This window comes from Bacillus sp. EB600 (assembly GCF_024494385.1).
Taxonomy (GTDB): domain Bacteria; phylum Bacillota; class Bacilli; order Bacillales; family Cytobacillaceae; genus JAEVLT01.
In genome coordinates this window covers 1-26,845 of the sequence record NZ_JAEVLT010000001.1, presented here as the reverse complement: position 1 = coordinate 26,845, position 26,845 = coordinate 1, and the positions used below count along the sequence as shown (strand labels likewise).

Genomic DNA, 26,845 nt, shown 5'->3' with positions numbered 1-26,845 from the left:
TAATGAAGAGTGCAAGTTCATATATTTTTGTAGGTAACTGTCTGAATGTAATGAAGTTTTACAAAGGTATATTCGGAGGAGAAATTACTAATATTCAGAAAACTGGGGATGGCATGTGTTTACATGCTGAACTTCAGCTAGGAAACAGTATTATCCACTTTTCAGATACCTTTGGAAAGACCCATGGAGGAGATAACGTCCGCATCAGCTTAGAATGTGAAAGCGAGGAAGAAATTCGTAGAGTGTATAACTCTCTTAGCAAAGGTGGAAAGATTACAGCTGAGCTTCAGGATACATTTTGGGGTGCAATTCATGCAAATGTAGTTGATCAGTATGGAATTGGTTGGTTACTAAACTTTCAGAAAAAAAAGGATTATAGTTGATTTCTTTGTAAGAGGTTAAAGTTGTTACCTTATGATAAAATGAATAGTGAAGAATAATTTGAAAATGTACATTTCGAAAATAGAAGTGAAACTCCTCGGGAAGGAACTTGGCATTTGAATAGTAAATTAACTGAAAAAATGATTAAAGATATGTGCGGTACAGTCTCCTTCAAAAGAGGAGACTCTTTTTATCGTGCGAATAAAGTAATAGTTGAAAGTTACGGTCCCAATAATTGTGAAGCAACTGTAATAGGGATGGAAGATTTTCATGTCACGATTGAAAGGAATGAGAGCGGTGAGATTCGTTCGAAATGCAGTTGTCCAAAACTAGCTTCCTTTCAAAAAGACTGTCAGCATATTGCAGCTGTTTTAGTAGCAATTTACGAACTTCAGCAAAAAGGAGCATCCCCGCTTAGTCCTGCTGGCAAAAGTCAGTTGGACTCAATAACAAACCAAGGGGTGACAGAGGACTTCCTAACACTGTTTAATGATCACCCTGTACGAGTAAGCGGACGTCTCAATCACTTTGATCGAAGAGAAATAATCGCAGTAGAGATAACATGTAAACCTGTCACAATCGGCGCAGTAAGCCATATGTTCGGAATAGAACTGAAGCTGGAATCGACGAAAGTGAAAAATATCCGAGACTTTTTGGAGCAAGTGACAGACGGAGTTCCTAGTACGCTTTCAGCTTCTTTTACACACGACCCAAGCATTTATTGTTTTGAAAAAGAAACAGATGCAGTGGTCAAGGAGCTTATTCAAGTCATTCAAGATGAAAAGTTGTACCTTGGTGAATTGCCGAATCAACCTGATTATGTGTACGATCCTAAAAGATTATTGATTCCCCCATCCGCATGGGAGCGGCTTTTTCCAAGCCTTTTAAGAGCACCGCTTGTAAAGCTTGAATACGAAGGGAATACGTATCAAGGTCTTCACTTATTGAGTGAACCACTGCCATTACATTTTGACTTTTCCGAAACAGAGGGCGAAGGGTTTCGCCTAAAGATAAATGGGTTGAATCGGATGGTTGTGATGAGTTCATATAGTACTGTCTTATACGAAGGAAAATTCATCCAGATGAAAAGGGAAGAAATAAAACTTCTATCTGATCTAAATCAGATGCTAGAGGGATTAGGGACAAATCAAATTCCAATTCACCAGGAGCAAGTTCGTTTTTTTCTAGAAAAAGTTGTGCCGGGTTTAAAAAAACTAGGCAAACTGCGAATTTCTGATCATATCACAGATCAGCTTGTAAAAGCACCTTTAATTGCAAAGCTTTATCTGGATCGGGTAAACAATCGACTTCTCGCCGGGTTGGAATTTTGCTATGAACATGTAGTGATTAATCCATTGGACAGTAGAGAACGCACGTCGGGGTCGCTGCTTATCAGAGATGTGAAAAAGGAGAAAGCGATCTTAAAGTTAATGGATGAAAGTTCGTTTGCTAAAACGGACGAGGGTTATTTTTTGCACAATGAAGAGCTGGAGTATGAATTTTTGTACAATGTTGTACCTAAACTTCAAAAGCTTGTCCAAATCTATGCAACAACGGCAGTGAAAAACCGAATTTTTAGAGGCAGTGCCCGGCCACAAATTAGGGTGAAGTTCAAAAGAGAACGGACGAATTGGTTGGAATTCAAATTTGAAATGGATGGCATTCCGGATAAACAAATACGGGAGGTTTTAGCTGCTTTAGAGGAAAAGCGAAAGTATTATCGTTTGCGAGACGGCTCGCTGCTTTCATTGGAGCAAAGGGACTTTGATGAGATAAAACGATTTTTGAACGCACTTCCGGTTCAAAAGGAAGATCTGGAAAGCGGCTTGAACCTACCAATTGTCGGGGGGCTTAGGCTACTTGATATGATTGATGATCCTACTACCTTCAAGCTAGAGGAATCGTTCCGTCAGTTCTTGGAAAGCATCACAAATCCGGACAATATGGCGTTTGAGATACCAAAGAGCTTAGATCCAATAATAAGAGACTATCAAAAGAACGGCTTTAAATGGATGAAAACTCTTGCCAGCTATGGATTTGGAGGAATTTTAGCTGATGATATGGGATTGGGTAAAACACTCCAAAGCATCACATTTATTCTATCAGAACTCCCTAACATCCGTGATAGAAAGCTTCCAGTTCTCATTGTTTGTCCGTCATCATTAACATATAATTGGCTAAATGAAATCAAGAAGTTTGCCCCAGAATTACATGCACTTATAATAGATGGGAATAAAACGAAACGGTTAAATCTCAAGAAGAATCTGGTCGATATTGATGTCATTATTACCTCCTATCCGTTGTTGCTGAGTGATAGTAAGTGGTACGAAAAACAGACCTTTCATAGCGTATTTTTTGATGAAGCACAGGCCTTTAAAAACCCTATTACAAAGACAGCAAAAGCAGTTAAGAAGATTCAAGCGAAGAATCGCTTTGCTCTTACTGGCACCCCGATCGAGAATTCACTGGAGGAGCTATGGTCGATCTTTCACGTTGTCTTTCCTGAATTATTCCAGGGCTTAAAGGAATTCAGTTTCCTCCCAAGGAAAACGGTTGCCAGGAGGATTCGTCCATTTTTGCTTCGTCGACTGAAAGAGGATGTTCTTTCAGAGCTGCCCGAGAAAATAGAGTCGATGGAATCAATAGAATTGCTTCCAGATCAAAAGAAGCTTTACGCAGCTTATTTAGCGAAGCTTAGGCACGACACCTTGAAGCATCTTGACAAGGACACACTCCGGAAAAACCGCATTAAAATCCTTGCAGGTTTGACACGCCTGCGACAGATTTGTTGTCATCCAGCTTTGTTTGTCGATGGTTATAAAGGAAGTTCAGCTAAATTTGAACAGTTAATGCAGATGGTAGAGGAAGCGAGGCTTTCCGGAAGGAGGGTGCTAATTTTCTCCCAGTTTACGAAAATGCTTGAGATTATTGGCAGAGAGTTAGCATTACAAGGGCTGACCTTTTTCTATCTTAATGGACAAACTCCGTCAGAAGAACGAGTGGAAATCTGTGATCAATTTAATGCAGGTGAACGCGATTTATTCCTCATTTCTTTGAAGGCTGGCGGAACAGGTCTGAACTTGACGGGTGCTGATACTGTTATCCTTTATGATATTTGGTGGAATCCTGCGGTTGAACAGCAAGCCGCAGACCGCGCACATCGGATTGGTCAGACAAATCCTGTTCAAGTAATTAAACTAGTTGCCTGTGGCACAATCGAGGAAAAAATGAATGAGTTGCAAGAAAAAAAGAGACATCTGATTGAAGAAATCATCTATTCTGAGGAGAAAACCTCAACCACGTTGACTGAAGAGGACATACGAGAAATATTGATGATCTAGTTAAACTTGTAGTTTTACTATCGCCGAGACACTAGCTTCAACTTTAGCCATACACTCAAATAGTTAAAAAAAGGGAGTTTCGATTGGGTAATTCGTAACACAAGCATTTCAAAAAGTTCACTTTTAATAATGATGTAAATCACTAAAATGAATTTTCAAACGTGTTATTTTAGTATTGAGAAATATTATCACTGAAGTTACCCAAAACGAAGGAGAAACCCTCTATGAGTGAAATCATCAACAACCGGGAACAATTTACAATTAATAGCCCAGAACGCCTAGAGATGCTAAGAAAAATCTTTAAAGATCTTCATAATGGGAAAAATGTACACGAAGTAAGGGCACATTTTGATGCTTTTATCGGAAAAATAACGATTGAAGAAATCTCTCAGCTTTCGAATGACTTCCTCGAAGACGAAGGGATTCCCATTACGGAAGTTCATGATTTATACGCTAACCATATGGAAATTTTTAAAGGTGCAATAGAAAACGAAGATTACAAAACCCAACATCCTGAAGACCAGCCGGGACATCCGATTCACACCTTTATTCTTGAAAACAAAGAAATCGATAAGCTACTTCAATCAAAGCTGCAAGTGGACTTAGAAAGATTTGAAAACGAGGACTCAGCAGAAAATGTATACCTGCTCCTTGAAGATATCAATCTTCTCCTCGATATCGACAAGCACTACAGCCGTAAAGAGAATTTAGTATTTCCATATTTAGAAAAGTACGGGATATTCGGTCCTAGTAAAAATATGTGGAGAATTGATGACTATATCAGGGACGCAATCAAGCTTGCAAAAGTAAAATTAAAAGATTACAACGGTGACAAGCAGGCTGTGTTTGAAGCGGCTAACTTTACAATTGATGAAGTAAGCGCGATGATTTACCGTGAGGAAAATATTCTTTTTCCAATGGCCTTGAATAATCTAACCGAAGATGAGTGGGTAAAAATTGCCCATGAAAGTGATGAAATCGGTTTTTGCTTGACTGGTCCAGCAGCTGAATGGATGCCGGAACGAAAAGGGCTGGATGAGAAGGCAATTTCTGAAGGCTATATTAAAATGGAAACAGGGATCCTATCATTAAAACAGTTGGAGCTTTTCTTAAACCATTTGCCCGTTGACATTACCTTTATTGACCATGATGACGTTGTCCGCTATTTTTCACACGGAAAAGAAAGAATCTTTGCTCGTACAAAGGCCGTCATTGGCCGTACCGTGCAAAACTGCCATCCGCCAAGAAGCGTTCATGTTGTGGAGGAGCTGCTTGCAGACTTTAAGTCAGGTCAGAAGGACTGTGAGGATTTCTGGATCAAGTTCCGTGATAAATATGTCTATATCCGTTATTTCGCTGTTCGTGATGAGAACGGAAAATACATCGGCACCCTTGAATTCACGCAAAATATTGACCCTATCCAGTCAATTGAGGGGGAAAAACGGATTTTATCTTAAATGAACAAAAGCTTTAGCCCCTTCGATTGAAGGGGCTTTTTAAATTAATGAAATTGTTTTTCGCTTCCCAAAGCAACAATTAAAAAAGTTTCATCATCTGTATATCACTATTAGAGTTTATGAAATGTAAAATTATGAATACTAAAATAGCAATAACAATTTGTTACCAGTGTGCATCTGCAATAGCAGATCAATATCTCCCTTACTCTTGCAGATGATTACGTTACCGATGTTATCAAAGAGATTTGTATTTTCCTTAATGTAAGAAATGGGTTTTCAATTAAAATAGGGACTTGTCTGGTCTCGATTGGTTAATTGAATTGTAACGATTTCAAAGTTGATTCAAAATAGTCTAAAAACAGCTGGAGGTTATCCAATTTTGGAGAATCTTTTTTATGAATTCCTGTTATATCAAATGTAAGATCCTCAAATTGAGCAAACGGGATGATTGTAAAATCGTTTTGAATGGTTTCTTTGTCATAACCTAATTCCAGCTCTGAAATAATACTGAATCCCCAATTATTTTTAACCATAAATTTAACCATTTCAAATCCGCCCACTTCGATGCGATGTAGATTTTCTACTCCAACTAATTTTTCATCGATTTTTATTGCGATAGGGGTTTGCCGACGATAGCAGATCATCGTTTCCCCAATTAAATCCTTCATATTGATTTCAGATTTTCCGGCTAGAGCGTGTTGTTTGCCTACAATGAATTTATACTTTTCATGAAATAGATATTTTGAGTTTAGATTTGTAAATGGGATAACGTTTCTAACTAGCCCAATATCAATCTTTCCTTCAGTAACCAGCTTGGCTATTTCAATTGAATCCTCTGCTTCGACAATGTCGAATAATAATTGGTTCTTTTCACGCAACAATGATAAAACCTGGAAGAGGATAGATACCGAGATTGCTGGCGCCAAGCCGATCGTTAAAGTGGGAATTTTTAATACGTCAATGGTTTGTTTTGCTTCATTCATATAGTTGACTATTTTTCGAGCAAATGGAAGTAAGGCGTTCCCTGCTTCCGTTAAGGAGATCTTTTTTCCGTCACGTAAGAATAGTTTACAATTTAATTCAATTTCTAGTTTTTGTATCCTTGCCGTGACAGCAGGCTGCGTTAAATTTAAATATTCTGCAGCACGTGAGTAATTTTTCATTTCGGAAACGGTCAGAAAAGTTAATAATTGCTCGTTATCCAAGGTATGTCCTCCTTTGATACATTTACAAAAAGATAGTACCAATACAATTTTAGGATAATCTATGAAAATAGTAATCAATTAATCATATTATTTTATATTTGAATTTTCAATATTATAAAATAATTTATTTGCTTTTGCATTAGATTAGGACAATTTTTGAAATAAAAATGTAAATTTCCAGGTTATTTCCCAACTATTTACGAATAATGATCGGAAGCTTACATTTGGAAACAAAGTCATTTCATAAAAAGAGGGTGACGAAGTTGAAACTTCATTATGTGATCTTAGATGATTACCAAAATGTTGCATTGTCAAGGGCTAATTGGACCTCAATTTCGGACGAAGTTGAGGTCGATTCGTTTGTTCAGCATGTTGAAAATGAGGATGAACTAGTCAACTTGATCGAAGGTTATGAAATGATCGTTATTATGCGTGAACGAACAACTGGATAATTATCCGCCTAAAATGTGATCTATATCACTATTTTTTGAGAGATATATCTATATAATAAAAATGCGAATGAAAAGAATGGAAGGCAAAACTTGGTTTGATTGAAATATAGAGAGAAATAGTTTAAAAAAATAATGGACCCACTCAATAGAAACTAAAAATTATGAAAGCGTTTCAAACAGGTTTTTTTGAAAGAGAAAAATTTTATACGAATATGAGCAATTAGCTGCTGCTGTACCTGAGTTGAACTATTGTGCATATTCGTATATTAATATAATTTATTTTTACTATTTACATAGTGATTAAAGTGAAAAAACTATTTTAAATGAAAGGGGAACTAACATTGAAGAAGTGGATCCAATATGCTAAATTTTCAGTTTTAGCTTTATTGGGCATGGTACTTTTGGCTGGGTGCGACAGCAACAAATATATTGTTCTTAGCCCTGAAGGACCTGTAGCTCAGCAAGAGATGCGTCTTATTATTATTTCAGTCATTTTATGTGCAATTGTCATTATTCCAGTATTAGGTATCTTTATTTATGTTGTAATTCGTTACCGGGACAAACCCGGCAACAAAGCTCCTTATCAACCTGAATGGTCAGAAAGCAGAACCTTGGAGATTATTTGGTGGGGAATTCCGATTATCATTGTCGCTATTCTTGGAATATTTACAGCTAAAACAACGATTAATTTAACAAAACCGCCAGTTCAAGATGTGAAACCAATTGTTGTCCAAGTAACGTCATTGGACTGGAAATGGATGTTCACGTATCCCGGGAAAAAGATTGCAACTGTCAACTATGTAGAAATTCCAGCAGGCGTTCCGGTTCAGTTTGTGTTAACCTCTGACGCGCCGATGAATTCTTTCTGGATTCCGCAATTGGGAGGACAGGAATATACGATGCCTGGTATGTCCATGGGGCTATGGCTTCAAGCAGACAAAGTGGGAGAATATTTTGGCTCCGGTGCAAACTTTACCGGAAAAGGTTTTGCCCATATGCAATTTAGAGTCAAGTCAGTGCCGCAGACTGAATTTAATAAATGGGCGGAAGGCATAAGGGAAAATTCGCCTGTCTTAACAAATGCCGGCTATAAAACATTGGCGAAGCCCGGCCTTGAAAAAGAATTAAGTTTTTCATCTTATCCAAATGGTCTGTTTGAAAACATCGTTAATAAAAATGGAGGAAACTATTACCATCATATGAACAATATGGGAGATGGCAGTATGCCATCCATGTCTATGCAGAAATAAACGAAAGAATCAGGAGGAATTATTCTATGTCAAATTCGCATTTTTTTGTCACAGGCGATCCTATGATCTATGGTGCGGATGTTTCCATTATTGTGGCTTGTCTTGGCATTATCTTTTACTTGACCTACAGTAAAAAATGGGGCTGGCTCTGGAGAGAATGGCTTACAACCGTTGATCATAAAAAAATTGGCATTATGTATCTTCTCTCGGCATTGCTGATGCTTTTTCGCGGAGGAGTAGATGCCCTATTAATGAGGCTTCAACTGGCTGTTCCGAATAGCCATTTCTTAACATCAGAACACTACAATGAAATCTTTACCACACACGGCACGATCATGATTTTATTTATGGCAATGCCGTTTATGTTTGCACTATTTAACATCGTTGTCCCGTTGCAAATAGGAGCAAGAGATGTTGCTTTTCCGTTTTTAAATGCGGTAAGTTTTTGGTTATTCTTCCTTGGAGCAATGCTCTTTAATCTATCCTTTGTCATCGGCGGGTCTCCGGATGCAGGCTGGCTTTCCTATCCACCTTTGTCGGAAAAACCTTTCAGTTCCGGTCCTGGACAAAACTTCTGGATTTGGGGAATTCAAATATCCGGTATTGGCAGCTTGGCAACAGGAATTAATTTTATCGTAACAATTTTAAAAATGCGCACCCCATCGATGCGTCTAAAAGATATGCCGCTTTTTTCATGGTCTGTCTTGTCTTCATCAATCGCCCTTTTAGGCGTATTTCCAATTCTTACAGTTACCTTGGTTATGCTGTTTATCGACCGCTTCCTTGGCGGCCACTTCTTTACGATGACTGCCGGCGGTAACCCAATGATGTATGTCAATTTAATTTGGATGTGGGGTCACCCTGAAGTATATATCGTTGTATTACCTGCTTTTGGTGTATTTTCTGAGGTCGTCGCGACCTTCTCAAGAAAACGTATTTTCGGGTACAGTTCAATGGTATTTTCGATGATTTTGATCAGTGTCGTTTCATACTACACATGGGCACACCACTTTTTTACGATGGGTGCCGGAGCGAACGTTAATATTGTTTTTGCTATTTGTACAATGATTATCGCGATTCCAACAGGAGTAAAAGTGTTTAACTGGCTGTTTACCATGTACCGCGGCCGGATCCGCCTGACACAGCCGATGCTATGGGTCTATGCGTTTTTCCCTTGCTTCCTAGTCGGTGGTGCGACAGGGGTTATGCTGGCGGCAGCTCCTGCAGATTATCAATATCATAACAGCTATTTCTTGATTGCTCACTTCCACCAAGTATTAATCGGTGGTGTTGTATTCGGATATATTGCGGGGATGTATTACTGGTTCCCGAAAATTTTTGGGATTAAATTAAATGAAACGTTAGGGAAATGGGGCTTTTGGTTATGGCAAATCGGCTTCTATGTATGCTTTATGCCACAATATGCTCTCGGATTTATGGGAATGACCCGGCGTATTTATACGTATAACCAATCAATGGGCTGGGATATGGGCTGGGCACCGCTCAACTATATTTCAACTGTCGGCGCATTTTTGATGGGGATTGGTTTCCTATTCCAGGTATGGCAGATTCTTTACAGTATTAAACATGGCGAACGGGATGTCACCGGCGATATTTGGGATGGCCGTACATTAGAGTGGTCAATTCCTTCTCCGGCACCAATTTACAATTTTGCTGTGCTGCCTGAGGTCCATGGACGTGATGCCTGGTGGTATCAAAAAGAAGAAATGAAAAAAGGAAACTATCAAAAAGAAGCGGTTAAATATGAACCAATTCATATGCCAAAAAATACCGGAATTCCTTTCATCATGGCAATCTTCTGGTTTATTGCCGGATTTGGCTTTACGTTCGAATGGGCATGGATGGGGGTTGCGGGATTAATCGGTGTCGCCATCACGTTATTTGCCCGTTCCTTCCAATATAATACTGATTACTTCATTCCAGTGGAAGAAATCGAACGTACGGAAAAAGCATTGCGGAGTCACGTGTCGGCTGCCGGCCGGACCGCAAATTAAGGAGGGGAAAAGATGCAACAAAGTGTTTCTGCACATGATCATCATGTTGACCAGGAGGAAATAAAAGTTTTAGGCTTTTGGATTTTCCTGGTAACCGATTGTCTTTTATTTGCTACTTTTTTTGCAGCTTATGCTGTTTTGCATACTCATACAAATGGCGGGTTTACAGCGAAGGATTTTGATGTCCCGGGTTTTGTGATCGAAACATTTATTTTATTAATTAGTTCGTTTACAAGCGGCTTAGCTGTGTTAGCGATGCATAAAGGCAACAAAAACAGACTGATCGGCTGGTTGACCGTTACACTCCTTTTAGGTGCAGTGTTTGTCGGACTTGAAATCAATGAGTTCACGAATATGGCAGCTGAAGGGGCAACAATTTCAAAAAGTGCCTTTCTGACATCATTTTTCTCACTGGTAGGTACGCACGGACTACATGTAACCTTCGGAATTTTGTGGATGATCGGGTTAATTTTTCAGCTTTCTAAACGAGGAATTACCGCTGTAACCAAACGTAAAGTATCGATTATTAATCTGTACTGGCACTTCTTGGATGCCGTGTGGATATTCATCTTTACGGTTGTTTATTTGATGGGGGTGATGTAAGATGAATCAGCATCATGGTTCGATCAAAGCGTATCTTTCAGGATTTATTTTTTCAATCGTGCTGACAATCATCCCGCTTGTTCTTGTGTTAAACCATATGCTGGAAAAAACAGTGCTCGTAGTTAGTGTTTTGCTTGCAGCTGTACTGCAGTTCGTGATTCAATTGTTCTTTTTTATGCACATCCGCGATGGTGAAGGACCAAGATACAATGCAATGGCTTTAATTTTAGGAATCGTCTTTGCTGTAACGATTGTGGCCGGTGCCATCTGGATCATGTCATTTAATTCACAGGTTCAGTAAACAAGAAAAGCTTGTGCTGGACAAAAGAAAAGCGGAAGCGCCCGGTTTGCGGTTAACACTACCGCTAATCGGGCGCTTGTGCTGGAAAAAGAAAGGAGTGAGTGATCTTTGACAGTTGCTCATGAAATTCACCAAGATCCGCCCGCTCGTTTAAATCGATGGACTCAAATCCTTTCTTCCTATATAGAGGTGACAAAACCGAAAATAATGGTGATGCTTATCTTTACATCGCTTTGTTCAGCCATTGTCGCGCAAAGAGATGTTCCTCCGATATCGGTGATTTTCGCGATGCTTTTGAGTGCTTCACTCTCAGCGGGAGGATCGGCAGCGATCAACATGTGGTACGATCGAGACATTGATGCTGTGATGAAGCGGACTGCGAAACGTCCGATTCCTACAGGGAGGATTAATTCCCGATCCGTTTTTTTGTTCGGCATTCTCCTTGGCATTCTTTCCATTATGGTTGCGTTCATTTTTGTTAATCCTCTTACAGCTTTATTAAATGCTGTGGGATATTTCTATTATGCTGTTGTTTATACAATGTGGCTAAAACGCCAAACACCTCAAAATATTGTCATTGGCGGTGGAGCAGGGGCGTTTCCAATTTTAATCGGCTGGGCTTCGGTTACCGGTAGCTTAAACGCCACGGCATGGCTGATGTTTATGGTTGTGTTTCTTTGGACGCCGCCCCATACATGGGCGCTTGCATTATACAAAAATGAGGAATATACGAAAGCAGGCATTCCGATGATGCCGGTGGTAAAAGGGGCACGATCAACGAAAATACAAAGTCTTTTTTATATGTTTGTTTTATTTATTTGTTCGATCATCCTTTATGTAAGCGGGAGCTTTAATTATTTTTATCTTACAGGGGCAATCGTTTTTAATTGCGCTCTTCTTTATTGCACTTGGAAAATGTTGAAAGAAGCAAATGATCAGTTCACTTGGGCAAAACGCACATTTATCTGTTCTTTGTTTTATATTTTAGGGATGTTTTCATCTATGGTAATCGGCATCATATAAAGGAGGGGTGATGATGCGCTATTTTTGGCTTGTTTTTACGGCTGCTGTTTTGATTTTCTTAGTAAATGTCATTGGTTTTATTGATACAATGACTAATTCCGCGATGGGTTGTGGAAGCGGTTATCCGCTTTGTAATGGAAAGGTAATCCCTGACTTTACAAATTATCATACTGTGATTGAATATACCCACCGGGTGGTTGTTGGTTTGGCCGGTATTCTATTATTCATTGCTTCTTTCTTTGCCTGGTTTTGCTATCCATTTCGCACGATGAGATGGCTGATCGTTTTTGCTGTTTTAGGAATTCTGGGAGAATCGACTTTAGGTGCGTTGACCGTGTTGCTTTCGCTTTCTCCATTGCTTTTAGCAGCCCATCTAGGCATTGCGCTTATTTCTTTTTCGGCTTTAGTGAATATAGCCTATGTCATTTATTTTGAAGAAAAGCAAATTCACTATCAGGGCAAGATGTCCTCTTCATTCTCCATTTTTTCTTGGTTTAGTTTTGTATTTTTGTACTTGGCGCTTTATTTCGGCGGTTATGTTGCCAAGACTGCCTTAGGAGGTGCCTTTCGCGGTTTTCCATTTCCTACAGAAACCCCGGCAGTTGCTGGAGCCGCATTTTGGGTGGATGTCATTCACCGTTTGTTTGCCCTATGCTTAATCATACTGATGGTCATTTTAATTCGTTTAGCAAAAAAAAATCAGCCTTATCGTCCTGACATTTACCGCTTGAGTATGATTTGTTTTATCCTCATTCTTCTGCAAGGGTTGAGTGGAGGGCTTTTGATTTATACACATTTAAGCCTAGGGTCAGTTCTTCTGCATGTGTCAATTCTATCCTTGCTCGTAGCTGCACTAAGCGTTATATGTGTCCAAAGTTCACTTAATTGGTCTTTAATGTGGGATACAAAGAAAAAGATTACGAGAAAAAATGCAAATGCCATTCTTCACATGGAAAGCTAATGAACCTTATTAGCTTTTTTTCTTTTGCTAAGGCAGTAATGGTCATTGTTGATTTTGCAACTATGTTGATCAGAGCACATGGGGCGGAAGCCAACAGACAAATATAGGCCAAAAATGGAGTCTCTCAACTGTAAAAGAATTTACGGCAGATACATGTTAGATTATGATTATTCTATAGGAAGAAAGTGGATAGAACTCTTAACGAAGAGGATGAATAAGATGAAACAACTTCATTGTGCGATCCTCGATGACTACCAAAATATTGCACGGTCTATGGCAGATTGGTCCTCGATTTCTAACGAAGTAGTAATAGATTCCTATAATCAATATATTGATCATGAGGACCAACTTGTTAGTGTCATTAAAAACTATGAAATTATTGTGATAATGCGGGAACGGACTCCTTTTCCTGCTGCGCTTCTTAAACAACTGCCACGGTTGAAGCTGCTCGTTACAACAGGGATGAGAAATTCAGCCATTGACCTCAAGGCAGCCGCAGACCAAAACGTCATCGTTTGTGGAACAATGAGCCATTCAGAACCGCCCACAGAGCTTACCTGGGCTCTAATATTGGGACTTGCCAGGAATATAGTTTCTGAACATAATGCAATGCGAGCGAATGGTCCTTGGCAAAGCTCAGTAGGAGTAGACCTTTATGGAAAGCAGTTAGGCTTATTGGGTCTTGGTAAGATTGGCAGCCGAATTGCTCGCATTGGACAGGCTTTTGGAATGGAAGTGGCGGCGTGGAGCGAAAACCTAACCGCAGCACGGGCAAATGATATAGGTGTACGTTTAGCATTATCCAAAGAAGAGCTGCTAGCAACAAGTGATTTTGTTTCTATTCATCTCGTATTAAGCGAACGGACTAGAGGATTAATTGGAGAAAATGAGCTTAAAAGCATGAAGTCTTCTGCTTATTTAATCAATACTTCGCGTGCTTCCATTGTCGATCAAGAATCACTTATAGAGGCCTTACGAAACAAATGGATTGCAGGTGCAGGAATCGATGTTTATGAAAACGAACCTTTGCCACGGGATCATGTATTTCGGTTACTTCCAAATGTGTTAACCACACCACATCTCGGTTATGTCTCACAAAGAAACTATCACACTTTTTACCAACAAGCAGTAGAAGATATTAAAGCTTTCCTATTGGGATTACCGATTCGGAGTATAAATTAAAAACCTCAAATTTTAATTTATGAGATTAATTAAAAGGTAGGCATAGCTGAGCAATGCCTACCTTTTTCATCATTTAATATTCCTCGGTTAGTGAATGTGAACCGCTATTAAACTGCTTCCTCTATTGCTTCTTTCTTAAAACTCGGTTTACGGTTGACTAAATAAATACTTACGGCGATGAATACAAGACCAAACAAAAGGTTTATGGTGAAAGCTTCATGTAAAAAAATTGTACTAGAAAAAACAGCAATCAAAGGAACGATAAATGTATAGGATGCTACCTTACTAGCATCTCCATTATTTACAAGCGTAAAATAGACGATCCAGCTGGCGGAAACCCCTAAAAAGCTACCGAAAAGTAATCCAGATAGGTATGGACCATTCCAAACTATATCCGCATAATTTTCTACTCCCGAACCTAATCCAGTCAGGAAAATTCCGCCGATGATAAATTGGTAAGCGGTTAGCCACATGGAGTCGACTTTAGAGTTGACTTTTTTTACAAAAACTGTTCCAATTGCCCAGCTTATGCCGGTTAAAATAGCTAATAGTAATCCAATTATAGCAACATGCCCTGAAAATCCACCAGAACTTACTGTTACGACACCAACAAATCCAAGTAGTAAACCGATGATTTTTACTAATGACATCGATTCTCCGAGCCAAAGCCATGCTAATAAACCCACTAAAACTGGCTGTAAATACACTAACACGGAGAATAAACCCGAAGGCAGATATAGCAAGCCGACAGTTTGAAGAGAAAAGAATAAAATGACATTAAAAATAGCAGAAATAACATAAATGCGCCAATTATCTTTCCAGTGGATCTTATCTCGGTTTGGAAATAATAGAACGGCAAGCAAGAGACCACCAAATAGAGTTCGCATACCTGCGAATAAAAGAGGTGGGGTATAATTCAATGCAATTTTGTAAATGGGCCAGGAAATACCCCATACAACTACAAGAAAAACAATAAGGCTGACCGTTTTGATACGTGACATTTCCTTCAAGATGGCACTTCCTTTTATATTTATAAAAAAATGATACTTAAAAAATATACCTCACTTCTATTTCGTATTTCAATGAAAATGCCTATTTACCAGAAAAAGGGTAAATCGAAACTATTAAAAAGGAAAACTGGAAGGAGAATTTCCCCATCCAGTTTTAGAGAGCAATAGAAATAGTTGAATCTTTGTAAAATCCACCTATGTATTTGGATTCGGCCTGAATATGACATTACTTTCAGCTTGCTCCAAAACATGGGCGCTCCATCCACCCACTCTGCTAGCGGTAAAAGTATGTGTAAATAGCTCAGGGTCGGTATGATTTGCATTTATAAGCGTGGCAGCATAAAATTCAACAATTGTATAAAGCGAACCTCTTTATAGCCAATTTCAACAGTAAGTAGAGAGCAATAGAGAAGAGGATGTTAGAAGAGCCTTTTAGCTCGATCGAACTCCCTTAAGTATTGTCCTGTCAAAACATATGATGATGGATAAGCGGGGTGGAATATTAACTACTGTTATTTCATTCACCAACCAGGTTCTTATTTAAAAAATCTCTTACCTCTTCAATGGTTAAACCTAGTTGTTTGGCTTCTAATATTAGTCTTACCCATTCATAATCTACCATCTCCTTTTCCTCACTCCCCTTAATAATTAGTTTTTTAATGGTATCGAATTTCCTTTGTTAACAATTTTCGACGAAAAATAGTGATATTGCTGTAAAATGTAAACCCTATAATCCTAAATTATCTTACAAAGGTTAAAGTTAAGTTAAAATTCGAAAAAATATTGAAAATAATAATTATTTTGATAAATTGGCAAAAATAAAAGAATCAAGAACGAACTAATTCTTGATTCCTTGTGGTGAATGTCTTATTTCTTTTTTAGCCTGTGTTGAGAACTTGTATCCAAATCCCCTTACGGTTCGAATATATTTTGGGTTTTTTGGATCATCCTCAATTTTACTTCTTAATGTACTTAAATGAACAGAAACGGTCTTTAAATTGGCATCTGAATCAATTCCCCAAATGAGGTCAAATAACTGTTCTGCGCTAAATACTTGGTTTGGATGCTCAACTAAATAGAAAAGCAACATTCTTTCTTTAGTGAAAAGATCAACTTCTTTTCCTTTTTTGTATATGCTCTTATCTGAAAAATTTATGGTCAAATCTCCTAGGTGTACTTCATTTGAGGCCAATGTATCGCTTCTTCTCATAATTGCTTTAATTCGAGCGAGGACTTCTGGGGGGTCAAATGGTTTGGTGATGTAGTCATCACAACCAATCTCAAAACCTTCGATGATGGTACTTCTGGTTCTTTCCCCAGTAATAAATATGAGGATTCCATCAGAGACTTCCCGGTACCTCCGGGCAAGGTCAAACCCATTAAGGTCGGGGAGATTGATATCTAGTAAAACAATATCAGGCGCATCTTCTTCAATGAATCGTAAACCATCAGCTGCGTTCAATGATGAATAAACAGTATAACCTTCCTTCTCAAGATAAAGACGTGAAATATCAGTAATGATACTCTCATCCTCTACGATTAAAATGTTGATGGTTCGCATTCTTTCCCCCCTTTTTGACAATTTATTCTACCTAAATATACCATATTGATATTAACTTTTTCTATGCTCAAATACTTACAAAGTCCTAACAGTTATACTAATTTTGCTATTTTTGCCACTTTTCGAACTCTTTCGTACCTGAAAATAGTAACAAAAGTGGTACTATTAGTTCAAAAGATGGAAAAGTGGGATTGCGGATCAAATGATAAAATTAAAACATAGGGTATTTTTATTCATCTCAGTCATCATCGGGATTATTTTAATGGGTTCTTGTGCAGAAGCAGACATGAATGAATCACTAGAAAAGGGTATCATTTCTGTTGACCAATTGCCTGCTAAAGGATTGGTACAGGTAGATGGAAAATGGGAATTTTATTGGCATAAGCTATATATACCAGAGGACTTCAAGAAAAACTCCGCTCACAAACCGCGCCAACTGGTAGTAGTTCCCCAGACATGGAGCAATTATAAGTTAGAGGGAAAGAACTTGCCGCAAACAGGATTTGCAACCTTCGCATCCAAATCGAGTTTCCAAAGGATGAAGTGGGTACAATAAAAGCACTTTATATGCCTAGTGTATCATCAGCTTATACATTATGGATTAATGGAAAGAAAATGTCGGAAAACGGATCAGTAGGGAAAAGCAGAGAACTGATGATACCGGAAAGTGTGCCAAAAGTTGTGGAGTTTGAAGTAAATTCTATTCAGGTTGAATTGATCATTCAAGCATCAAATTATAATCAGCGGAAGGCGGGAATCACTGAGTCGCTATTAATTGGAGATCCGCAGACTATTTTTCAATTTAGTGAAAAAAAGCTTATATACCGGTCGATGATTGTCATGAGTCTAGTAATCATGGGTTTATATCATGCTGCATTATTTGCATTTCGCAGAAAAGAACCCGCACTCATTTTTTTCGCAATCGTGTGCATCGCTGTTGCGATTCGGGCTATTCTAATTGAACAGGATCTTGCCTCCTATATCCTTTCATTTTTAAATTGGGAAATAGCCAATAAACTAGAATATTTAGGGGCAACTTTAGGAGTTTTGTTTATTTCTTTGTTTAGCTATATGCAATTTTCGGACGAAATGAACCGAAGGATTCGAAATTTCATTGTTTTTTTGATGTCTGCCTATAGTCTATTTATTGTGCTGACACCGGCACTTGTATTTACAAGAACAATGGTACTTCTCCAGGTTTTTATTATGATAACTATTATGTATTTGCTCTACGTTGACATGAAAGCGTTTCTTCATAAACGGGAAGGATCGTTATTGAATGTGGGAGCAATTTTCATAATGTTGCTGACCGGTGTTAATGATACTTTGTATTTTAACAATATTGTTCACACTACAGAATTATCCTCTGTTGGTTTGCTGTTCTTTTTGTTTACACAATCTATTATCCTCTCAAAAAGATATTCGATGTCTTTTACACAATCGGAGAGATTATCACATGATTTAGCCAAACTAAATGCATCATTAGAGCAGAAAGTGCAGACACGGACGATGGAGTTAGAACATGCAAATAATGAACTTCATGATGTAAATCAAAAGTTAAGGGAAGCCCATCTGTCCAGAAGTAGATGGATTGGTAATATTACTCATGAGATAGCAGCCCCTTTAACAGGAATTCGCTCATATACAAAGGGCATGCTGGATGGGGTGATCCCAAGTGATAAGAAAAACATGAAATTAGTTTATGACCAAAGCTTGTATTTATCACAAATGATGAATGACTTACATGATATGGCTGTTATGGAGAATAAACAAATTAAGTTTGAGTTGAGCCCGGTCAACATCCAAAGTTACATTAGCAAAATATATGATAAATACAAAATGGATAGTAAAAAAAATGGAATTACGTTTGTATTGAAGGATGGGCTTAGTCAACAAGAGGGTGAAAGTATAGTTCAAATCGATTCAATAAGAATTGAGCAGGTAATTACGAATTTGTTGAGAAATGCCCAAAGGTTTGTAGAGAAAGAAGGGAAAATTGTATTGGAGCTGGATAAGCTAGATGAAAATTATATCGTTATTAAAGTCGCGGATAATGGAACCGGTGTAAATGAAGACGAACTGGGGTTAATCTTTAACCGATTTTACAGGGGGAGAAATCAAGGGAAGCCTCACCGCAGTTCAGGCTTAGGCTTAGCCATTGCAAAGGAAATTATTGAGCATCACAAAGGGAAGCTTTCAGTAGAAAGTAAAACAGGTATAGGAAGCTGTTTTACTTTTACATTACCGGTGTTGAAAAAATAAGTTGCTCCCATGCAGTTCCCCAATGCTATTGAGAAACACAAGACAAAGCAGAAAAGAGCTGTTTTATAGACTTAAAGATATATTTAAATAATTTTTTTATTGAAACAAGGGTAGCAACATGCTAATATAAATATCAATAAAATACCTTTAATTCGGTCCAGAGAGGCTGAAAAGGGCGGTTGTAATCAACTGGTTATGTATATTTTTGTAAACCCATGCCCTTTTGTCCTCTGAGACAGAAGGGCATTTTTATATGATTTCAGTAAAGACAACAGTACTCTTTTAAACTAGTCCTGTGAGGCTTGAAAAGAGAATGGAAAAAATTCATCCAATTGAATTGTACATCCATTCCCTTCAAAACATCCAATTTATTGCAAGAACAAACTGGAGGGGAAATGAAAATGAATTATCAGAACAAAACAGTAGTTGCATCAGTAGCAGGTTTAACATTAGAAGGCATGGATATCATGTTTATTTCTTTTGCCATGTCAATGATTATTGCCAATTTTCACATTGACCTAACCACTGGCGGTCTTATTTCTTCGATCACGAATATCGGAATGCTGGTTGGAGGAGTAATCTTTGGGATTTTAGCCGATAAATTTGGCAGGGTAAAGGTGTTCACCTATAGTATTTTATTCTTTGCGCTTGGTACCGTCTTAACTGGTTTTGCAACCAATATTGAACAAGTCTATGTATTTAGATTTATTGCAGGGCTTGGTGCAGGAGGAGAATACGGAATTGGTATGACTCTTGTTGCAGAAGCATGGCCAAAGAACAAACAAGGCAGGGCATCCTCCTATGTAAGCACTGGTGCGCAAATTGGTGTTATTCTTGCCGCGTTGCTTAGCGCATTCATCCTTCCAACTTTAGGATGGAGAGCATTGTTTTTTGTAGGAGCAATTCCGGTAGTTTTTGCGTTTATTGTTCGGAAAAACTTAGGCGAATCACCAGAATGGCTGGCAGCACAAAAGCACAAAAAAGCTGACAGAAGACGAGAAAAGGGCAAATTGATTCAGTTGTTTGAAGATCCTAAAACGACAATAACGACAATTTCTTTAGCAATCATGGCAACCGTACAGATTGCTGGATACAATGGTTTAATGATTTGGCTTCCGTCAATGCTGCAGAAATCACAAGGATTGTCAGTTTCAAGTTCAGCTCTTTGGACAATCAGTACAGCGGTAGGAATGCTTATTGGGATGCTGACATTTGGACAATTCGCTGATAAGTTTGGGATAAAACGCACCTATGGAATGTTCCTATTAGCTTCAGCCTCCGCCGTATTCTTATACGCTCATGCCCACGGAAGTGCAGGCCTTTTAATCGGTGGGGCAATCGTTGGTTTCTTTTCAAACGGTATGTTTGCTGGATATGGAGCATTGATAAGCAGCTATTATCCTGTTCAAATCCGAAGCACTGCCACAAACGCAATCTTTAACTTCGGCAGAGCATTAGGGGGATTGTCACCAATTCTTGTTGGTCATATCCTGCAAAACTATGATATGACTGTGGCGATGACATACTTAGCCATTTTATACGTCGTTTCGTTTATCGTTATGCTTGGTCTCAAGCAGAAGCAGGTTAGAGCATCCATCCAATTGAAGCAATCTGCTTAAGGTGGTGTAGACACTATATTACTTTTTAAAAAGAAGGAAACGCGTGTTTCTTTCTTTTTTCTGCATTTGACTATAAAAGGTTAAATTTAAAGATATAATGATAAACTGAGCGTCAGTAAGACTGTAAAGGAAAGAGGGTCCAATGATTTGAGAAAAGGACTTGTCAAAAAAGCTCAAATAGAAATAATTTCATCTAGAAAGGAATTTGTCAATGCCACGTACGATTGCATTAAATACGATTGCCTATCAGCAAGTAATGAAAGAGAATTCTACCATCCGCCAAGCTGAATTACTTCATGAAATAAAATCAGTAGGAATTGATTATGTTGAAATTCGCAGAGAGTTTGTAACTGATGGAGAAGAGGAGTTGAAACAAACAGCTGAAATCGCTAAGAAAGAACAAGTGAAGCTTTTTTATTCAGTACCTGACGATTTATTTAAAGACAATGAAGTAAATCCAGTGCTGGAAGATTATTTTAAAGAAGCAGAGCTTTTACATGCACTTCAAATGAAAGTAACATTGGGAGACTTGGAAAAGTTAACGAAGGAAATAGCTGAAAAAATCAAGCGATTATTAAATCAATTTACAACAAAGCTATTGATTGAGAATGATCAGTCGAATGAAAGAGGCAGTTCTTCAAGACTAAAAGCATTTATGGAAGAAGCGGCCGAGTTTGATTTATCTCTCGGGTTGACTTTTGATGTTGCCAATTTTGTTTATTTTGATGAAAACCCAATCGAAAGCGCGAAGGTTCTAAGACCATTTGTTCAGTATGTACATATAAAAAATGTTAAGAAGCAAGGGGAAAAGCTTGAAGCAACTGATATGGAATCAGGGGATTTAGATATTAGATCTATTTTAAATCAATTTTCTGAGGACGTTCCTTGCGCAATTGAATACCCATGTGGGGAACAAAACAAAATAAAACAAAAAATTGAGCATGATAAAAACGAACTCCAAAGTTGGGCTCCTAGTCAGAGCAATATAGGATAAGTTGTAGCATATAAAAAAAGCTTGTAGATCGTTCAGAATCTACAAGCTTTTTTTATTGAGTTCCATCGAAATTAATAAAAAAGATTTTAAGGGGGAAGACTATCAATATTTAATTGCGATTGGGAGGATATAAAAATTGAAAACCAATGAAACTGCATTATCCATTTTCGCTTTAGGCGGCATCAATGAAATTGGTAAAAATATGTATGTTATTCAATATGCAGACGACATGGTAATCGTCGACTGTGGCGGCAAGTTCCCGGACGAAAGTTTGTTGGGAATTGATTTAATTATCCCTGATATGTCTTACCTAGAAGAGAATCAGGACAAAATTCGTGCTTTACTGGTGACACATGGACACGAGGATCATATCGGCGGTATACCTTACTTTTTAAAAAAATTAAATGTTTCCATTTATGCCACCCGATTTACACTAGGGTTAATAGAATTAAAGTTAGATGAGCATCGGCTTAAAAGGGATACCAAACTTATTACCATTGACTCGGATTCAGAGCTTGAGTTTGGGATGATAAAGGCTTCCTTTTTCAAAGTAAGCCATAGTATTCCAGATTGTCTGGGTATCGTCTTTCATACGCCCGAAGGAAGTGTTGTCCATACCGGGGACTTCAAATTCGATTTGACACCTGAAAATAACCAATATTCGGATATTCATAAAATGGCCGAAATAGGCAGTAATGGTGTCTTGGCCTTAGTATCTGAAAGTACTAATGCCGAACGTCCCGGCCTGACACCATCGGAGCAAAAAATAGCAGGCCATATGGATGAGGAGTTTATGAAAGCTCAAGGAAAGATCTTCATCTCTACCTTCGCTTCGAATGTGAATCGTGTTCAGCAAGTTGTGCATGCTGCCATAAAAACAAATCGCAAACTTGCATTGCTTGGCCGAAGTATGGTGAATGTTGTCTCAATTGCGATCGAACGAGGTTATATCAACATTCCAGAAGGCATGTTAATTGACGCTAACGAAGTTGAAAAATTGTCGCCTGAACGGGTTGTCATCCTTTGTACAGGAAGTCAAGGAGAGCCGATGGCTGCCCTTGCCCGTCTTGCGACCGGTAACTACCGAGATGTAGCTATTTACCCAGGAGATACCGTCATTTTAGCAGCATCACCAATCCCAGGAAATGAAAAGGATGTTTCTCGAATTATTGACAATTTATTTCAGCTTGGAGCAAAAGTGGTTTACGGCTCGGGAAGTTCAACGGGAATGCATGTTTCCGGACATGGCTATCAAGAAGACTTAAAGCTGATGCTGACATTAATGAAACCAACCTATTTTATTCCCATTCACGGTGAGTTTCGAATGTTGCACCATCATCGATTGTTAGCCGAATCCGTTGGAGTAGAGGAAGGAAATACATTTATTATTAAAAATGGTGATGTCGTCGACTTTGAAAACGGGATAGCCCGCCAAACTCGAAAAATCCCATCAGGCGATACATATGTTGATGGCATGGGTGTTGGCGACATCGGAGAAATTGTACTGCGAGATCGCAAACAGCTTTCCGAGGATGGAATGATGGTTATTGTGTTAACGCTCAGTAAATCTGAACGAAAGCTTATTTCAGGTCCCGATACAATTACACGAGGATTTGTCTATGTGAAAAATTCCGAGGAACTCATAAATGAGGTAAATCAACTTGTTAAAAAAGCAATAAAAGATTTACAAGCAGAAAATATACGTCAATGGAAAGTTATGAAACAAACGATTAAAAAATCAGTCGGACAATATTTATTTAAAGAGACAAAGAGAAAGCCAATGATACTCCCAATTATTATTGAAATATAAATAGCTAATCGTAAATATGAAACTGAAAAATGGAGGGACGAGAACGAATAAGAACGAATCGTGCCCGTTCCCGTAGCTTTACACTATTTTCAATTACCACGTTTTCTTCTCTGGTTTGAAATACAATCATTTATTCCACTAACGAATTGGATGAACCCTCCTATTTTTTCTTAGTAAAGTTTTCTGAAAACTTAAAAATGATTTACAATTTAATTCATTTAAGTTACTTTTATCATAAATGATAATAATGAAACTTAATCACTTAAGGAGGGATTTTTAATGCTGATTGTCACCACTGAAAAGATTGAGGGCTACCAAATTAAAGAAGTAAAGGGTGCTTGCTTTGGTTTAGTTGTGAGAAGCAGAGGATTTGCTGGACAGGTTACCGCAGCAATCCGTTCTTTAGCAGGAGGTGAAATTAAAGAATATACAGAAATGCTTGAAGACGCAAGAAAACAAGCAATGGACCGGTTAATAAAAAATGCGCAGGCAATGGGTGCCAATGCGGTTGTCATGTTTCGATATGATTCAGGAGAAATTGCCCAAAATATGAGTGAGATCGTTGCTTACGGAACCGCCGTGGTAGTTGAAAAGGCGGAGTAAGGATGAAATGGGTAATCTTTTACCTATTGTTTCAATTAGCAGTAATACTTCTTTTCTGGATCATTTCTAAGCGAAAAGACAAACGCTATAAGGCAAACAGCTCGAACCACACCGAAGGCTTTGAAGCAACTAAGGAAGTCTCCATTGATCCAGTTTCACAGGTTGTAACTCGCGTCTATATCAATCCAAACACAGGTGAACGAATGTATATTGAGGAAGAAGTAAGCGGACAAAATAGATGAAAAAACAAACATTGGCAAAAATAATGTTTATATAGGGCTGCCATTTTGGCAGTCTATTTTTTTCTGAAAAAGGGGCAAGTTGGTGAAATAATTTTGTTCATCACGAACCATTGGAAGGAATCCTAGACCTTGTCTTGCTAATTTTAAAATAAAGAATTACCTTTCATTAAAAGAAGTGTGATTGGAGGATCATGTTAATGGCTATTGCATCCTATTCGAAATTTGATACATACAAGAAATTAATCTTATCTTTGTCAGCACCGCTGAAAGAGGAAGCAATCCTTAGTGAGCAGTTCTTGCTTGAAAAAGATACAAAGAAAAAGCTTGAAATTTATTATGCTCCATTTGAATACGTAAATGAGCTTGCAAAAGTAGTTATTGCAGGAATTACACCAGGCCTCCATCAAATGAAAAAATCTTATTCCACTGTAATCGAATTAAAGGGCATAGAGGTTGGTGATGAAGAGATCCTGCACCAAGTGAAGAAAAATTCCAGCTTTGAAGGAACCATGCGAAAAAACTTAATTGCAATGCTAGATGAGTTGCAACTACAGAACTATTTAGGAATAGCCTCTACAAGCGAGCTATTTACTACGGCCAGTCACCTCGTTCAGACTACATCGGTTATTACGTATCCCGTCTTTTATAATGGAAAAAACTATAGCGGATCGACACCGAATCTTTTAAAAACGGAGTTTCTGAAAAGATATGTGATTGAAAACTTTGCAAAAGAAGTAGAAAAGTTAAATCAGGCATTAATCATTCCGTTGGGAGTGAATGTTGCAAAAGTACTGACCTTTCTTGCAGACAACGATTATATGAACGCAAATAATGTTTTAAATGGTTTTCCTCATCCTTCTGGAGGCAATGGTCATCGCCATCGTCAATTCGCAGAAAACAAAGAGGACATGAAACAAAAAATAAAGGCTTATTTTGCTTGAATTAGTATAGGGAGTAAAGGCTTCATTAGGCTATCGTATTTCTTTTTGTTGCAATTGTGTAAGTTCCTATTAAATTTTTCTATATTAAAAAGTCTCTTCCGAAAATAAAATTGCTGTATAAAATCTTGTATTTTTGTCTACTCTGTCTGTGGGTGTGTAAAAAAGTAGGAGGAATTTTATGACGAATAGTAAGTGGAATTTAGACCCTGCACATAGCAGTATTGATTTCAAAATTAGGCACATGATGGTGTCTAAAGTTAAAGGTACGTTTCGAACTTTTGATGCATCAATAGATGCTGATCTTGAGGACCTAACAACAGCAACAATTGAATTCTCAGTCGATGTGAACAGTGTGGATACACGTAATGAAGACCGGGATAATCATTTGCGCTCAGCCGATTTCTTTGATGTTGAACACTTTCCTAAAATGACATTTAAATCGACTCAAATCACAAAGAAGAGCCCTGGTGAATATGAAGTAACAGGGGACTTAACGATTCGTGGGACCACTAAACCGGAAACGTTTCATGTTAGTTACGAGGGAAGCGGAAAAGATCCTTATGGAAATGAAAAAGCCGGGTTCGAGGCTAGCGGGTCAATCAGTAGAAGTGAGTACGGACTCACATGGAACGCTGCATTAGAAACTGGTGGAGTGTTAGTTGCAGACCAAGTACAAATTTCACTAGACATACAAGCATCAAAACAATAATCCAAAATGTTTACACAGAATATGATTCCTAATTTCTGCCGTATACATTGTATGTTATGAGACATGACGACTAATTCGGCATGTCTTTTCTTAATGAGAAAGAGAAAATCAGGTTATTGTACCAATAAAACAACTATCAATACATTGTCTTGCTCTATTGATTAGTTTTTCACTTGGTTGGTTCATGAAAACAATTAAGGTTGATTTGGATTTTTCTACATATAATGGTTAGGATAGGGGAAACTGTTTTAAAAAGCATCTGAAAGGTCAGTGAAAATGCACGTTGCTATTGCCGTTTTGACCATTATGGCTTCATTTAAATGGGGAAATTGGAAGAATTGGAAAAAGTACCATGCTAGTATGTTATTTATTGCCACAGGCGGTTTGCTTTACGAATACATTGTACAAGACCATACCTTATGGAAGTTCCATCCCGATTGGCTATATGGTCAAAGTATGACAGTGATTGTTTATGCTCTTTTTACGATGCCAATTAGTATCCTACTTTTTCTCAGCCATTTTCCTGAAAAATGGGTCTGGCGGGGGATGTATATATTGCTGTGGTCTGGGATATATATTGCAGTGGAGTGGGTATTGTATGTGTCGGGGAGAATTTCTTATCAGAATGGGTGGGAATTTTGGTATTCATTTCCATTTGACATTGTTATGTTTTCGGTCATTGCCATACATCAGAAACATCCATTCCTAGCTTATATCCTTTCAATAATTATCACAACTTTCATGATAGCGTATTTCCAAGTTCCTTTTAAGCTTGCCTTTTAACTGAAAACCATAATTTTAACAAGGGAAATTCAATCTGTTTTTAAAGGTATTTAAAAAATTCAGAAAAATTATTTCACGATTAATAAATAATTACTCAACTTTCGCACACTGAAATAGGCAGGTATGCCTTGATATAGCTA

General features: G+C 38.1%; 25 protein-coding genes and 1 pseudogene. 21 read left to right on the top strand and 5 right to left on the bottom strand.

The genetic code is table 11. The features are described from left to right. Window positions 1–2: 2 nt before the first annotated feature. The 3 genes from JN080_RS00130 (at window position 3) to JN080_RS00120 (ending at window position 5,179) form a co-directional block, all read left to right on the top strand. Entirely contained in the window at window positions 3–383 is a 381-nt protein-coding gene (locus JN080_RS00130) for a VOC family protein (RefSeq protein ID WP_256233848.1), read from the top strand. Window positions 384–497: 114 nt separating this feature from the next. After that, entirely contained in the window at window positions 498–3,722 is a 3,225-nt protein-coding gene (locus JN080_RS00125; protein WP_256233847.1) for a DEAD/DEAH box helicase, read from the top strand. A gap of 224 nt (window positions 3,723–3,946) precedes the next feature. Next, window positions 3,947–5,179 carry a DUF438 domain-containing protein gene (locus tag JN080_RS00120; RefSeq protein WP_256233846.1) on the top strand — a complete coding sequence of 411 codons (1,233 nt, stop codon included), beginning with the start codon at window positions 3,947–3,949 and terminating at the stop codon, window positions 5,177–5,179. Window positions 5,180–5,490: 311 nt separating this feature from the next. On the opposite strand, the gene JN080_RS00115 is transcribed toward JN080_RS00120, so the two are convergent. After that, a complete protein-coding gene (locus tag JN080_RS00115) occupies window positions 5,491–6,384 on the bottom strand; it encodes a LysR family transcriptional regulator (RefSeq protein ID WP_256233845.1) in 894 nt (297 codons plus the stop codon). Window positions 6,385–6,647: 263 nt separating this feature from the next. Between JN080_RS00115 and JN080_RS00110 the strand changes: the two genes are divergently transcribed. From JN080_RS00110 to JN080_RS00075, 8 genes are all read left to right on the top strand, one after another. Next, window positions 6,648–6,836 carry a hypothetical protein gene (locus tag JN080_RS00110; protein WP_256233844.1) on the top strand — a complete coding sequence of 63 codons (189 nt, stop codon included), beginning with the start codon at window positions 6,648–6,650 and terminating at the stop codon, window positions 6,834–6,836. 341 nt (window positions 6,837–7,177) lie between these two features. Next, window positions 7,178–8,086 carry a ubiquinol oxidase subunit II gene (locus JN080_RS00105; RefSeq protein WP_256233843.1) on the top strand — a complete coding sequence of 303 codons (909 nt, stop codon included), beginning with the start codon at window positions 7,178–7,180 and terminating at the stop codon, window positions 8,084–8,086. A 26-nt stretch (window positions 8,087–8,112) separates the two neighbouring features. Next, the gene (locus JN080_RS00100; protein ID WP_256233842.1) at window positions 8,113–10,101 is read left to right on the top strand and encodes a cbb3-type cytochrome c oxidase subunit I; all 1,989 of its coding nucleotides are present in this window, start codon (window positions 8,113–8,115) and stop codon (window positions 10,099–10,101) included. Window positions 10,102–10,113: 12 nt separating this feature from the next. Further along, on the top strand, window positions 10,114–10,704 hold the full coding sequence (gene cyoC, locus JN080_RS00095; protein WP_256233841.1) for a cytochrome o ubiquinol oxidase subunit III: 591 nt from the start codon (window positions 10,114–10,116) through the stop codon (window positions 10,702–10,704). A gap of 1 nt (window position 10,705) precedes the next feature. Beyond that, window positions 10,706–11,005, top strand: coding sequence for a cytochrome o ubiquinol oxidase subunit IV (locus JN080_RS00090; RefSeq protein ID WP_256233840.1), 300 nt, complete (start codon window positions 10,706–10,708; stop codon window positions 11,003–11,005). A 108-nt stretch (window positions 11,006–11,113) separates the two neighbouring features. After that, a complete protein-coding gene (locus tag JN080_RS00085) occupies window positions 11,114–12,028 on the top strand; it encodes a heme o synthase (RefSeq protein ID WP_256233839.1) in 915 nt (304 codons plus the stop codon). Between the two features lie 13 nt (window positions 12,029–12,041). After that, window positions 12,042–12,989 carry a COX15/CtaA family protein gene (locus tag JN080_RS00080; protein WP_256233838.1) on the top strand — a complete coding sequence of 316 codons (948 nt, stop codon included), beginning with the start codon at window positions 12,042–12,044 and terminating at the stop codon, window positions 12,987–12,989. 219 nt (window positions 12,990–13,208) lie between these two features. Next, window positions 13,209–14,171 carry a D-2-hydroxyacid dehydrogenase family protein gene (locus JN080_RS00075; RefSeq protein ID WP_256233837.1) on the top strand — a complete coding sequence of 321 codons (963 nt, stop codon included), beginning with the start codon at window positions 13,209–13,211 and terminating at the stop codon, window positions 14,169–14,171. Window positions 14,172–14,278: 107 nt separating this feature from the next. On the opposite strand, the gene JN080_RS00070 is transcribed toward JN080_RS00075, so the two are convergent. The 4 genes and pseudogenes from JN080_RS00070 to JN080_RS00055 form a co-directional block, all read right to left on the bottom strand. After that, on the bottom strand, window positions 14,279–15,181 hold the full coding sequence (locus JN080_RS00070) for a DMT family transporter (RefSeq protein WP_256233836.1): 903 nt from the start codon (window positions 15,179–15,181) through the stop codon (window positions 14,279–14,281). Window positions 15,182–15,376: 195 nt separating this feature from the next. Further along, window positions 15,377–15,544: pseudogene (locus JN080_RS29565) on the bottom strand (citrate/2-methylcitrate synthase); the annotation flags it as partial. A 154-nt stretch (window positions 15,545–15,698) separates the two neighbouring features. Next, window positions 15,699–15,803: an anti-repressor SinI family protein gene (locus tag JN080_RS00060; RefSeq protein WP_256233835.1), complete on the bottom strand. Its 105-nt coding sequence runs from the start codon at window positions 15,801–15,803 to the stop codon at window positions 15,699–15,701. A gap of 216 nt (window positions 15,804–16,019) precedes the next feature. Next, window positions 16,020–16,742, bottom strand: coding sequence for a response regulator transcription factor (locus JN080_RS00055; RefSeq protein ID WP_256233834.1), 723 nt, complete (start codon window positions 16,740–16,742; stop codon window positions 16,020–16,022). 202 nt (window positions 16,743–16,944) lie between these two features. Between JN080_RS00055 and JN080_RS00050 the strand changes: the two genes are divergently transcribed. The 10 genes from JN080_RS00050 (at window position 16,945) to JN080_RS00005 (ending at window position 26,705) form a co-directional block, all read left to right on the top strand. Continuing rightward, window positions 16,945–17,298 (top strand): hypothetical protein, encoded by a 354-nt coding sequence (locus tag JN080_RS00050; protein WP_256233833.1) that lies wholly within the window; start codon window positions 16,945–16,947, stop codon window positions 17,296–17,298. Continuing rightward, on the top strand, window positions 17,286–19,004 hold the full coding sequence (locus tag JN080_RS00045; protein WP_256233832.1) for a sensor histidine kinase: 1,719 nt from the start codon (window positions 17,286–17,288) through the stop codon (window positions 19,002–19,004). Before JN080_RS00050 ends, JN080_RS00045 begins: the two co-directional genes overlap by 13 nt. A gap of 401 nt (window positions 19,005–19,405) precedes the next feature. Further along, window positions 19,406–20,623 carry an MFS transporter gene (locus JN080_RS00040; RefSeq protein WP_256233831.1) on the top strand — a complete coding sequence of 406 codons (1,218 nt, stop codon included), beginning with the start codon at window positions 19,406–19,408 and terminating at the stop codon, window positions 20,621–20,623. A gap of 211 nt (window positions 20,624–20,834) precedes the next feature. After that, window positions 20,835–21,617 (top strand): sugar phosphate isomerase/epimerase family protein, encoded by a 783-nt coding sequence (locus JN080_RS00035; RefSeq protein ID WP_256233830.1) that lies wholly within the window; start codon window positions 20,835–20,837, stop codon window positions 21,615–21,617. A 136-nt stretch (window positions 21,618–21,753) separates the two neighbouring features. Further along, window positions 21,754–23,427, top strand: a complete 1,674-nt coding sequence (locus tag JN080_RS00030) for a ribonuclease J (protein WP_256233829.1) — start codon at window positions 21,754–21,756, stop codon at window positions 23,425–23,427. Window positions 23,428–23,706: 279 nt separating this feature from the next. Then, the gene (locus tag JN080_RS00025; protein WP_256233828.1) at window positions 23,707–24,030 is read left to right on the top strand and encodes a heavy metal-binding domain-containing protein; all 324 of its coding nucleotides are present in this window, start codon (window positions 23,707–23,709) and stop codon (window positions 24,028–24,030) included. Window positions 24,031–24,032: 2 nt separating this feature from the next. Beyond that, window positions 24,033–24,272 (top strand): hypothetical protein, encoded by a 240-nt coding sequence (locus JN080_RS00020; RefSeq protein WP_256233827.1) that lies wholly within the window; start codon window positions 24,033–24,035, stop codon window positions 24,270–24,272. Window positions 24,273–24,469: 197 nt separating this feature from the next. After that, the gene (locus tag JN080_RS00015) at window positions 24,470–25,213 is read left to right on the top strand and encodes a hypothetical protein (RefSeq protein WP_256233826.1); all 744 of its coding nucleotides are present in this window, start codon (window positions 24,470–24,472) and stop codon (window positions 25,211–25,213) included. 178 nt (window positions 25,214–25,391) lie between these two features. Next, window positions 25,392–25,922 carry a YceI family protein gene (locus tag JN080_RS00010; RefSeq protein WP_256233825.1) on the top strand — a complete coding sequence of 177 codons (531 nt, stop codon included), beginning with the start codon at window positions 25,392–25,394 and terminating at the stop codon, window positions 25,920–25,922. Window positions 25,923–26,198: 276 nt separating this feature from the next. Next, entirely contained in the window at window positions 26,199–26,705 is a 507-nt protein-coding gene (locus JN080_RS00005) for a CBO0543 family protein (RefSeq protein WP_256233824.1), read from the top strand. Window positions 26,706–26,845: the final 140 nt, after the last annotated feature.